The organism is Streptomyces sp. NPDC101132, from assembly GCF_044759225.1.
In the GTDB taxonomy this organism is placed as follows: domain Bacteria; phylum Actinomycetota; class Actinomycetes; order Streptomycetales; family Streptomycetaceae; genus Streptomyces.
The window spans coordinates 235,845-246,534 of sequence record NZ_JBIVYX010000001.1; the positions used below are offsets into that span (position 1 = coordinate 235,845).

Below are 10,690 nucleotides of genomic sequence, written 5' to 3' on the forward strand. Positions count from 1 at the left end.
GTCCCGGCGGTGGTGTCAGATCGAGACGCCGCGGTTGCGCAGGTACGCGAGCGGGTCGATGTCGGATCCGTAACCGGGGCCGGTGCGCACCTCGAAGTGCAGGTGGGGTCCGGTGACGTTGCCGGTGGAACCGGACCTTCCTATGCGCTGGCCGGTGTTGACACCCTGCCCCGCCCGGACGTTCAGCGCTGACAGGTGCGCGTACTGCGAGTACCTGCCGTCGCCGTGCCGGATGACGATCTCGTAGCCGTACGCGCCCGCCCAGCCCGCGGAGACCACCTGGCCGGAGCCGACGGCCCGGACCGAGGTGCCCGTGGAGACCAGGAAGTCGACGCCGGTGTGGTGGCCGCTGGACCAGTGCGAGCCGGAGGCGTTGTACGGGGTGCCGACGGCACCGCTGACCGGTGAGGTGAAGCCGCCCTGCTTCTTGGTGCCGGCCTGCCGGGCGACGGGCTTCTTCTCCGGGGCCTTCTTCGCGGGGGTCTTCGCCTCGGGCCTGGCGGGGACGGGCTTCGCCGTGCGCGGGGGCTTCTCCGGTGACGGCGCGGGCACGGCGCGCGGGGTGCCGACGCGCAGCGAGAGGCGCTGGCCGGGGTGGATGAGGTTCGGGTCGTCGCCGACGACCTGCCGGTTGGCCTGGTAGAGGGCCTGCCAGCCGCCGCGTACCCGGTGGTCCTGGGCGATGGCGGACAGCGAGTCGCCCGGTGCGACGGTGTACGGGGAGCCCTTGCCCGCCTGTGCGCGCGGGACGGCGGCCTTGGCCGGGGTGCCGGCGGCGCCCTGCTGCTTGGGGACGGCCTTGACCGTACGGGTCTGCACGCGCGGCGCGGCGTCGGGTGCGGGGCCGCCCCGGGCGAGGTTCGCCTGGCGGCCGCAGACGGGCCAGGCCCCGGGGCCCTGGCCGTCGAGGACCTTCTCGGCGACCGCGATCTGCTGGGCCTTGGTGGCGAGGTCGGCGCGGGGGGCGTGCACGGTGCCGCCGAAGGCGCGCCAGGTGCTCTGGCTGAACTGGAGCCCGCCGTAGTAGCCGTTGCCGGTGTTGATGTGCCAGTTGCCGCTGGACTCGCAGGCGGCGACCTTGTTCCAGGTGTCGACGCTCGCCGCGTGGACGTCGCCCGCGCCGATGAGCGGCAGGACGATGCCCGCACCGCCCGCCGTGACCGTCAGCGAGGCGCGGTTGATGCTGCTCGGCTGGTACCGGCGGTGCCGGCCGCGTACGGCCATGAGTGCCCCCTTGAAGACATCAGGAATCGCACAACCTAACGTCGGTCTCCGGAGTGTGACAAGGGGCTCAGGGGGGCGCAACGGCTCGCGTTCAAGAGGAAGTTGACATTCCAGCGAGCCGGAAGGGCACCGGTCGCGAGGGGAGGCGGGTAGCGTCGGCCCTCCCGCACACCGGAGCATTCAGGAGCGCAGAACGATGGACAGTACGCCTCAGCAGGGCACCGCCCACATCGGGGTCACCGGCCTGGCCGTGATGGGCTCCAACCTGGCCCGCAACCTCGCCCGCAACGGCTTCACGGTGGCCGTGCACAACCGCACCGCCGCCAAGACCCGTGCGCTGGTGGAGGAGTTCGGGCACGAGGGCGCCTTCGTGGCCGCGGAGAGCGCGGCGGAGTTCGTCGCGGCGCTGGAGCGGCCGCGCCGGCTGGTCGTCATGGTGAAGGCGGGTGAGCCGACGGACGCGGTGATCCGCGAGTTCGCGCCGCTGCTGGAGCCGGGCGACATCGTGGTCGACGGCGGCAACGCGCACTTCGAGGACACCCGGCGCCGGGAGCGCGAACTGCGGGAGCTGGGCATCCACTTCGCGGGCGTCGGCATCTCGGGCGGCGAGGAGGGCGCGCTGCTGGGGCCGAGCATCATGCCGGGCGGGTCGAAGGAGTCGTACGAGGCGCTGGGCCCGCTGCTGGAGCGGATCTCGGCGAAGGCGGCCGACGGGACGCCGTGCACCTCGCACGTGGGGCCGGACGGCGCCGGGCACTTCGTGAAGATGGTGCACAACGGCATCGAGTACGCGGACATGCAGCTGATCGCGGAGGCGTACCACCTGCTGCGCGAGGTGGCCGGCTTCTCCCCGGAGCGGATCGCGGAGACCTTCCGCGCGTGGAACCGGGGCCGCCTGGACTCGTACCTGATCGAGATCACGGCCGAGGTGCTGGCGCACGTGGACGCGGCGACGGGCCGCCCGTTCGTGGACGTGGTGGCGGACCGCGCCGAGCAGAAGGGCACCGGCCGGTGGACCGTGCAGATCGCGCTGGACCTCGGGGTGCCGGTGTCCGGCATCGCCGAGGCGGTGTTCGCCCGGGCGGTCTCGGGGCACTCGGCGCTGCGGGCCGCGTCGCGGGGCCTGGCCGGGCCGGTGCCGGCGCCGCTGGCGGGCGAGGCGGCTGAGGCCTTCGCGGCGCGGGTGGAGCAGGCCCTGTACGCGTCGAAGGTGGTCTCGTACACGCAGGGCTTCGACCAGATCCGGGCCGGCAGCGGCGAGTACGGCTGGGGCGTCGACCTGGGTGCCGTGGCGGCGCTGTGGCGCGGCGGCTGCATCATCCGGGCCGCCTTCCTGGACCGGATCAGGGCGGCGTACGCGGCGCGCCCCGAGCTGCCGAGCCTGCTGGCGGACGAGGGCTTCGCGGCGGAGACGGCGGCGGCACAGGACGACTGGCGGGCGGTGATCGCCACGGCGGTGGCGCAGGGGGTGCCGGTACCGGCCTTCTCGGCCTCGCTGGCGTACTACGACGCGCTGCGCGCGGAACGCCTCCCGGCCGCCCTGACGCAGGGCCAGCGCGACTACTTCGGTGCGCACACGTACCGGCGGGTGGACCGGGAGGGGGCGTACCACACGCTGTGGAGCGGCGACCGGACGGAGGTCCGGACGGACTGACGCCGGGGCCTGGGCGGGGCGCCGGGGCCGGGCAGAGGGCGCCGGGGCCGGGCGCGGGCGTCCGCCGTCGTGGTGCGGCCCGCCCGGGTGGGCGTACGGGCGGGCCGGAGCGGCGTACGCGGCGCGCCTGGGTGGCGGCTGGGCGCGCCGGGGGGCCGGGTCTGCGGCTAGCGTGGAAGGAGAGCGATCGGCAGGTGTTGCCATGACGCACACGACGTACGACGCGATCGTCGTCGGGGCCCGCTGCGCGGGCGCGCCGACGGCCATGCTGCTGGCCCGCCAGGGCCATCGTGTCATCCTGACGGACCGCGCCGTCTTCCCCAGCGACACCGTCTCGACCCACCTGATCCACCCGCCGGGCCTGGCGGCGCTGGACCGCTGGGGCCTGCTGGAGCGGGTGACGGCGGGCGGCCTGCCCGAGATCACCCGGTACGCCTTCGACCTCGGACCGCTGACCTTCGCCGGCTCCCCGGCCGGCCTCGGCTTCACCGGCTCCTACGCGCCGCGCCGGACCGTGCTCGACAAGATCCTCGTGGACGCGGCGGCGGAGGCCGGGGCCGAGGTGCGCGAGGGGTTCTCCGTGGAGGAGCTGGTCGACGACGGGGACGGGACGGTGACCGGCGTCCGGGGCCGCGAGCACGCCGGCGCGCAGGTCACGGAGCACGCCCGGGTGGTGGTCGGGGCGGACGGTGCGCACTCCTTCGTCGCCCGGACCGTCGGAGCCGGCACGTACGACGAGATCCCGAAGCTGCAGGCGGGCTACTACACGTACTGGGACGGGCTCGGGCTGGAGCAGTTCGAGGCGTACCTGCGCGGCGAGCGCGCCTTCGCGGGCTGGCCCACCCACGACGGGCTGAGCCTGGTCGTGTGCAGCTGGCCGATGAGCGAGTTCGAGGCCAACCGGACCGAGGTGGAGGCCCAGTACCTCGCCGCCATCGCCCTCGCACCCGGCCTCGCGGAGCGGACCGCCGGCGCCACCCGGGTGGGGCGGATCATGGGGACCGCCGTCCCGAACCACTTCCGCACCCCCTACGGGCCCGGTTGGGCCCTGGTCGGGGACGCCGGCTACCTCAAGGACTTCATCACGGCGCAGGGCATCCAGGACGCGTTCCAGGACGCCGAACTCTGCGCCCGAGCCCTGCACGAGGCCCTGACCGGGCAGCGCCCGTACGACGAGGCCATGGGGATCTACCAGGAGGCCCGCGACTGGCGGGTGAGGGAGATCTACGGGTTCACGGCCGACTTCGCCAGGCTCGAACCGCCCACACCGGAGATGCAGCAGGTGTTCGGCGCGATCGCGCAGCGCCAGGAGCTGATGGACGGCTTCGCCCGGGTCATCGCGGGCGTGACCCGTCCCTCGGAGTTCTTCTCCGACCCGGCGCTGACGGGCGCGGCGGCCTGAGGGACCGCCCTCCGGCTCAGCCGAGCGGTCCCGGCGGCGGGATCGGGGCCGGTCCGGGCGGCGGCGGGATCGGGTCCGGCTCCGGAACCGGGCCGGGCGTCGGGGGCGGCGGCATCGGCGGCGGGTTCGGCGTGGGCGCCGGATCCGGCACGGGGGCGGGCTCCGGGTCGGGCGGGCGCGTCAGCTCAGGGGTGGTTGCCATGCCTCCCAGGGTCCCTCGCGGGGCCCGGCACTGCCCACCGGAGGGGCCCGGTGGGACCAATGCGGGCGGGGTCCTACGCCGTCCCCGCGCCCGCGGAACGCACGCCGGCGGCAGCCGCCGCGGCTGCGGCCAAGCCCGGGGCCGGGCTCGACAGGACGGGGACGGGCGTGCCGGGGCGTACGAGGGCGACGGCCGGCGCCATCGAGGCCTGGGCCAGCACGATCACGTCGGCGGCGCCGGAGGCGGTGAGGGCGTCGGCGGCCGCGGCCACGGCGGCCAGGTAGCCGGCCGTGTCGCCGGCCTCCCAGCGTTCCCAGGCACCCTCGACCAGCCGGCCCTCCAGGCTCACGGCGGCGGTCGGGGCGTCGGCAGGTACGGCGGCCCGGCCGTCGCGGAGTACGGTGGCGCGGCTGTCGGCAGGCGCGGCGGCCCCGCGGTCGCCCAGGGCCGCGGCCTCCTCCGCGAGCAGCGCCAGGGTCGGTTCGAGGGTGCTGGCCACGGTTCCGAGGACCACGACCCGGCCACCGAGGCGTACGGCCTCCGCCGCCATCGGGCGGTCCAGGCGCAGTACGGGAACCGCGAGCGGCACCGCCTCGGCGACGGCGCCGATGGACGAGCAGGTGCACAGCACCGCCGCGGCGCCGCCCTCCGCCGCCTCCCGGACCAGGCGGGCCACCTCGCCGGCCATCGCCGCGGGCCCGTGCTCGCGAGCCCCGTCGAGCAGCTCGGGGGCCACCACGTGGCGCAGCTCCAGGCCGGGGTGGTGCCGGTCGCGGAGCGCGTCGAAGACCGGTACGTGGGCCGGGGAGGTGTGGAGCAGGGCGAGGGCCGGCATCAGACGGGGTTCGCCGCCTGCTGCGCCTCGGCGGCGGCCACGAGTTCCGGCGCCGGCTCCGGTGCCAGCTCCGGGTGCCGGGAGGCCCACTTGGCGGCGTACGGGCAGAGCGGGACCACCGGCACGCCCTCCTCGGCCGCGATCTCGTAGAGCCGCCGCACCAGGTCTCCCCCGATGCCGCGGCCCTCCTGGCCGGGCTCGACGACGGTGTGGACCGGGACGAGCGCCCGCACCGGGCCGTCCAGCACGAAGTACACGATGCGGCCGACGACGTGGCCGTCCTCGACGGCGCGCAGCCGCCCCGCGCCGCGGTAGTCCTTGATCTCGATGGCCATGCCGGTCCTCATCCCCCTGTGAGTGCGAAGGTGCGGCGGCGGACGCCGCCGCACCGAACGGTTCCGGTTCCGCTACACGCCGACGGCGTGCGGGCTGCGCCGCTGGTCCGTACCCGGAACCGGCGCCGACGCGTCCTCGCCCAGCTCCACGATCCGGTTGCCGGCGTCCACGTGCACGACCTTCGGCCGCAGCGACCGCGCCTCGGCGTCGTCGACCTGGGCGTAGCTGATCAGGATGACGAGGTCCCCGGGGTGCACCAGGTGCGCGGCGGCCCCGTTGATCCCGATCACCCCGGAACCCCGCTCGCCCTCGATGACGTAGGTCTCCAGCCGGGCGCCGTTGTCGATGTCGACGATGTGCACGAGCTCGCCGGGCAGCAGGTCCGCCGCCTCCATCAGCTCGGCGTCAACCGTCACGGACCCCACGTAGTGCAGGTCGGCCTGCGTGACCGTGGCCCGGTGGATCTTGGACTTGAACATGGTGCGCATCATCGAGGTACTCCTGGATCTATGCTCCCTGCCTGCGTTTTTGCAGGTCAAGTGCGGTTTCCCTACCCTACAACGAGTCGCAAGTTTGGTCAGCTTTCCCCATGTTTTTGAGGACTGATGCTGACCAATTGCTGACTTTTCTGACCCACCGTCAGCTGGCTTCGGAGGGGTTGAGAAGCCTCACCCACTCCCCCGCCGCGACGACGACGCCAGCCTACGCAACGACCCTCGGCAGCCACTAGGACCACCTTCACTGTGACCGGAGCCACGCGAGCAGGTCGCCAGTCAGCACGCGCCGGGGGCCACCTGGCGCCGGCCCCAGCTCTGAGAAGCGCAGTACCCCCACCCCGGATGACGCTGCCCTCGGATCGCCCCAGCAATCACCGGACCCGAACGGCGGAGCAAGGTAACGGCAGATCCCCGGTTAGCCAAACCGGGGATTCCCGTGACCATTGCTGTAGTCCGCACGACGACAGGGCGCCCACTGGGTGCACTCCTAACCCTGCCGCCGCCTGCCGGGCTGCAGGCCGATCCATTCCGGATCGGCGTGGCCGCCAAACCGAAGGAGATCCTTGCCCCTAGATCCGCAGACGCCCCTCGGCAGAACAAACACCGCAGCAGACGGACCTCACGGGAGGCGCGCCGTCGAGCCCGTGCTCATGAACACGTCCGAGGTGGCAACCATGCTGAATATGTCCACGAGCTGGGTGTACAAGGAGGCCGCCAAGCTCGGCCTGAAGGGTTACAAGCTCGGCCGAGGCAGGAACGCGAAAGTCCTCTACAAGAAGACCGAGGTCTTCAAGTGGCTGGAGCAGCAAAAGATCCATTAGCCCGATCGCCAGCCAGACATCGCATCAACCGATATCACTGCGGACCTGCACGCAAACTGACAGCATTCCGGAAATGAAGACGCACCCGTTCGAGGACGTTACTCACGTCCCGGCGCTCGAGCCTCTGCTGGCCCGGCTGGGCACCGTGTTCCAGCGGTTCGACGATCAAGACTCCGGCTGCACCTCCTACGGATTGCTGGCATCGGGACAGCGCTGGTTCGTGAAGACCGCGTCGGCACCCGAAGCCGTCCCGTCATTGGACAGGGCGATGGCCGTTCACAATGCCATCTCACATCCGTGCATCGTGGCCTTGGCCCACTCCTTCACGACGGACATCGGCCCTGTGCTCGTCTATCCGTGGACGAGCGGTGAGGTTCTCTACCACCCGACCCGGTCACGCCACGGCGGACGCGCCGCTCCCGGCAGCCCCATGGCACGGTTCAGGGCCCAGCCGCTCGCCCAGATCAATATCGCTCTGGAAGCGCTGCTCAACGCCCATCTGGCTGTCGAAGATGCTGGATATGTAGCCGTGGATTTGTACGACGGCTGCATGCTCTACGACTTCGATCAGCAACGCATGATGCTCTGCGATCTGGACGAGTACCGCCCCGGCCCCTTCACCCTGGAGGGGGACCGGCTCCCCGGCTCCAGCCGCTACATGGCGCCCGAGGAGTTCGTCCGCGGCTCGCTCATCGACATCCGCACCACGGTCTTCAACCTGGGCCGGGCACTGCGCCTCCTCCTCGACGCCGGCGACGAGGAGACGCAGTGGCGCGGAACCCCGGCCCAGCTGGCTGTCATCGTGCAGGCGACCGCACGTGAGCCGGAGAATCGACTGCCGTCCGTGAGCGCCCTCGCCGATGCCTGGCAGGCAGCAGGAGAACAAACAAGCTGACGCGGCGGGGCCCACGCACCACTGCCTCGGAACCAGGCCACTGCAGCTCCCTGACTGATCACGCTGAGCTGGCGCCGGACATTACCGCCCCGCTGGGACCACCAACTGGGAGTCCAGTCGTTCCCAGGCTCCCATGACCGCCTGGTGAGCGCCTGGAGCGAGGTGGGCGTACCGCTGTGTCGTCTGGTAGCTCTCGTGGCCGAGTAGGTGCTGGACGTCGTAGAGCGAGACGCCCTTCTGCACGAGCCACGACGCACACGTGTGGCGGGTGGAATGCGGCGGGTACTGCGGAACGCGGACGATCGCACCGTCGGCGTCCGTGGAGTGCGCCCGCCTCATCGCGGGCCACCATGTCTGGGCCCGCCAGTTGGCGTCGTCCAGGAGCCGGCCCGACCGTCCCCTTGTGACGGTGGTGAAGACGACGCCCTCACGGTCGCGCTCATGCATGTGCCGGGCCAGAGCGTCGAGGACGTGATCAGGAATCGGAACCTCGCGGCAGCTCTTGGAGCTCTTCGGATACTCCTTGATCCCCGATTTTGTATTGACTTCCACCACGAACAAACGCCCGCGCCGCCAGTCGATGCGGTGCCCATGCAGGCCAGCCAGCTCGCCCCACCGAAGGCCGGTATAGAAGGCAAGCAGCACCATCGTCTGCCACGGCTGGTCAAGCTCGTCCAGGATGGCCTGGGCCTGCGCGATCGTGAACCACTGCGGCGGCTTCACCGCCTCCGGCGGCAGAGCGATACGCCGGCATGGCGTCACCGTGATGAGGTCTTCGTCCACCGCCGCTCGCATCATGGAGGACAACAGGTTGTAGGCCCGCCGGATGGCCGAAGGACCCTTCCCGTCCACGACAAGCCTCCGGACCCAGGCCTGCACGTCCAGCCTCGAGATCGCACGGACTTCCCAGGCCGACCAGTACGGCGTGATGTGAGTGCGGATGCACGAGGCATCGCCCCTCTGCGTCTGAGGCTCGACCAACCGGGCCTCCCACCAGCGGTCGTGCCACTCTACAAACTTGATCTTGCCTGCCCGGGGATCCGGAGATGCGCCCCGCCTGACCTTCGCTTCTTCGTCCAAGCCCCAGCCGCGGGCCTGGGAGCGCAAAGGGAACGTTTGACTGAACCGCTCGCCAGCACGATTCCTGACCGTGGCCTGCCAGTTTCCGGATGGGAGCTTACGCAAGTAGGGCATATGTACCGTCCATCGTGTTCCGCGTACTCGGTGGCTGCGGGGAGGACCGGGATCGACAGCCTCCCGAGACTTGCGCCCTCGCCTCACGCCTCGGATGCCCGCGAGACTGTCCGCCGCTCCTCTCGACCAATCCTGACGACAGCGCGCCGGGCACCGGACGGTCGCGACCGGCGAGGAGACACTGCCGCTGCCAGCCGCTTGGCCTGCCGCAGGCACGGCGAGGCGCGAGATCCGGCCAGGCTCGCGCCCCTCGTGCCCTGATCACGACGAAAGGCCCCCAGCCTGGCCTTTTGGCCGATTAGAGTAGCCCTGGGAACAGCGCCGATCGGGTGAGGCGCACCGGAAGGGTGAGTCGGTACGGATGAGTGGGGTACCCACGCGGATCGGTCGCTACACGGTGGCACGGGAGCTCGGCTCGGGCGGGATGGGCGAGGTCTACCTTGCCTACACCCCTGCGGGTGACCCGGTCGCCGTAAAGGTGATCCGCAACGACAAGCTGGACCCGCTGACCCGCGCCCGGTTCGAGAAGGAAGCCTTGATCGCCCGCACGGTGATCGGCACAAACCGGGTAGCCCGGTTCCTGGACGCCGACCCTTACGCGGACCAGCCGTGGCTGGCCATGGAGTACGTGACCGGGCGCACGCTGCTGGCCTGCGTGGACACGGACGGCACTCTGCCGATGCCGCTCGTGGCCAGCCTCGGCGCGCTGCTCGCGGAGGGCCTGACCGCCGTACACGCTGCGGAGCTGCTGCACCGGGACCTGAAGCCTCAGAACGTGATCATGGGTGGCGACGGTCCGATGATCATCGACTTCGGGCTGGGGGCGTTCATGGACACCTCCAAGGAGACTCTCTCGCACAGCGGGATGATCATCGGCACGGTACGGTGCATGCCGCCCGAGCAGGCTGGCGGACGGCCACAGGTGTCTGCGGCGGCGGACGTCTACGCGCTCGGCACGGTGTTGCTGTACGCCGCGACAGGCCACTACCCGTATGACGGCAGCCGCTGGGAGGCCATCGCAGCGCAGGTGACCAATCCCGAGATCGCTCCGGATCTGTCCGGGGTGCCGGCGCCTCTGGTGCCGCTCCTGGAGTCCATGCTGGCGCACGAGCCCAAGGACCGGCCCGCCCTTCAGGCAGTGTCCGACCTGTGCGCGCAGGTCATCGTCGGCTGCGGGTCCAATCCGGCGGCAGCGCGGCTGGCTCTGATCGCGCACACCACTGCCGGGGCTTCGCCCGCCGACTCTGGGGAGCCACTGACCGCCTCGCTCGAGAAGTTGCTCCAGGAGCAAGCCGGCCTCGCCGAGGACGAGGCTGCGGAAAGCCCACTGGATGATCCTGCCCGGGCCTCGCGCACCGAGGCTGCCGGTCCGGAGCAGGAATCCGAGGAGCCAGTCGGGCCGAAGGCAGAGCCTGAACCCGCTGTCGGCCCCGAAGCTGGTACAGCCAGGCCTCGGGCGGGCTCGGCTCGGGGCCGGGCGCCAGCGTCGAAGCGGGTCGCGGACGAGCTGCGCTCGTTGTACGCCGCGGATCGTGTTCTCTGACTCCTGCACTGACAGTGCCTGCTGAGAGTCTTGTCGGAAATGGTGTGCTCGTGCCGTGTGATGTGTCGCGGGTGCATGTGGGGTGTG

Annotated in this window: 11 protein-coding genes; 5 read left to right on the top strand and 6 right to left on the bottom strand. The window is 71.5% G+C overall.

The genetic code is table 11. The features are described from left to right. Positions 1-15: 15 nt before the first annotated feature. On the bottom strand, positions 16-1,224 hold the full coding sequence (locus tag ACIQUR_RS01160; protein ID WP_403656561.1) for a transglycosylase family protein: 1,209 nt from the start codon (positions 1,222-1,224) through the stop codon (positions 16-18). 196 nt (positions 1,225-1,420) lie between these two features. Here ACIQUR_RS01160 and gndA point away from each other — a divergent pair, with 196 nt between their 5' ends. Further along, positions 1,421-2,878, top strand: a complete 1,458-nt coding sequence (gene gndA / locus ACIQUR_RS01165) for an NADP-dependent phosphogluconate dehydrogenase (RefSeq protein WP_403656564.1) — start codon at positions 1,421-1,423, stop codon at positions 2,876-2,878. A gap of 202 nt (positions 2,879-3,080) precedes the next feature. Further along, positions 3,081-4,280 carry an NAD(P)/FAD-dependent oxidoreductase gene (locus ACIQUR_RS01170; protein WP_403656567.1) on the top strand — a complete coding sequence of 400 codons (1,200 nt, stop codon included), beginning with the start codon at positions 3,081-3,083 and terminating at the stop codon, positions 4,278-4,280. Positions 4,281-4,296: 16 nt separating this feature from the next. Here the strand turns inward: ACIQUR_RS01170 and ACIQUR_RS01175 are convergent, their stop codons facing one another. From ACIQUR_RS01175 to panD, 4 genes are all read right to left on the bottom strand, one after another. Continuing rightward, a complete protein-coding gene (locus ACIQUR_RS01175) occupies positions 4,297-4,482 on the bottom strand; it encodes a hypothetical protein (protein ID WP_403656569.1) in 186 nt (61 codons plus the stop codon). A gap of 73 nt (positions 4,483-4,555) precedes the next feature. Continuing rightward, the gene (locus ACIQUR_RS01180) at positions 4,556-5,317 is read right to left on the bottom strand and encodes an aspartate/glutamate racemase family protein (RefSeq protein WP_403656572.1); all 762 of its coding nucleotides are present in this window, start codon (positions 5,315-5,317) and stop codon (positions 4,556-4,558) included. Next, on the bottom strand, positions 5,317-5,652 hold the full coding sequence (locus tag ACIQUR_RS01185; protein ID WP_403656575.1) for a GNAT family N-acetyltransferase: 336 nt from the start codon (positions 5,650-5,652) through the stop codon (positions 5,317-5,319). The genes ACIQUR_RS01180 and ACIQUR_RS01185 overlap by 1 nt, the downstream gene beginning before the upstream one ends. A 72-nt stretch (positions 5,653-5,724) precedes the next feature. After that, positions 5,725-6,144, bottom strand: a complete 420-nt coding sequence (gene panD, locus ACIQUR_RS01190) for an aspartate 1-decarboxylase (RefSeq protein WP_403656578.1) — start codon at positions 6,142-6,144, stop codon at positions 5,725-5,727. Between the two features lie 656 nt (positions 6,145-6,800). Here panD and ACIQUR_RS01195 point away from each other — a divergent pair. Together ACIQUR_RS01195 and ACIQUR_RS01200 are read left to right on the top strand one after the other, a co-directional pair. Next, the gene (locus tag ACIQUR_RS01195; RefSeq protein WP_078909523.1) at positions 6,801-6,971 is read left to right on the top strand and encodes a helix-turn-helix domain-containing protein; all 171 of its coding nucleotides are present in this window, start codon (positions 6,801-6,803) and stop codon (positions 6,969-6,971) included. A 73-nt stretch (positions 6,972-7,044) separates the two neighbouring features. Continuing rightward, positions 7,045-7,866, top strand: a complete 822-nt coding sequence (locus tag ACIQUR_RS01200; protein WP_403328106.1) for a serine/threonine protein kinase — start codon at positions 7,045-7,047, stop codon at positions 7,864-7,866. A gap of 81 nt (positions 7,867-7,947) precedes the next feature. Here the strand turns inward: ACIQUR_RS01200 and ACIQUR_RS01205 are convergent, their stop codons facing one another. Next, on the bottom strand, positions 7,948-8,649 hold the full coding sequence (locus tag ACIQUR_RS01205; protein WP_403656581.1) for a tyrosine-type recombinase/integrase: 702 nt from the start codon (positions 8,647-8,649) through the stop codon (positions 7,948-7,950). 772 nt (positions 8,650-9,421) lie between these two features. On the opposite strand from ACIQUR_RS01205, the gene ACIQUR_RS01210 reads away from it, so the two are divergent. Continuing rightward, positions 9,422-10,603, top strand: a complete 1,182-nt coding sequence (locus ACIQUR_RS01210) for a protein kinase (RefSeq protein WP_403328112.1) — start codon at positions 9,422-9,424, stop codon at positions 10,601-10,603. Positions 10,604-10,690 lie beyond the last annotated feature (87 nt).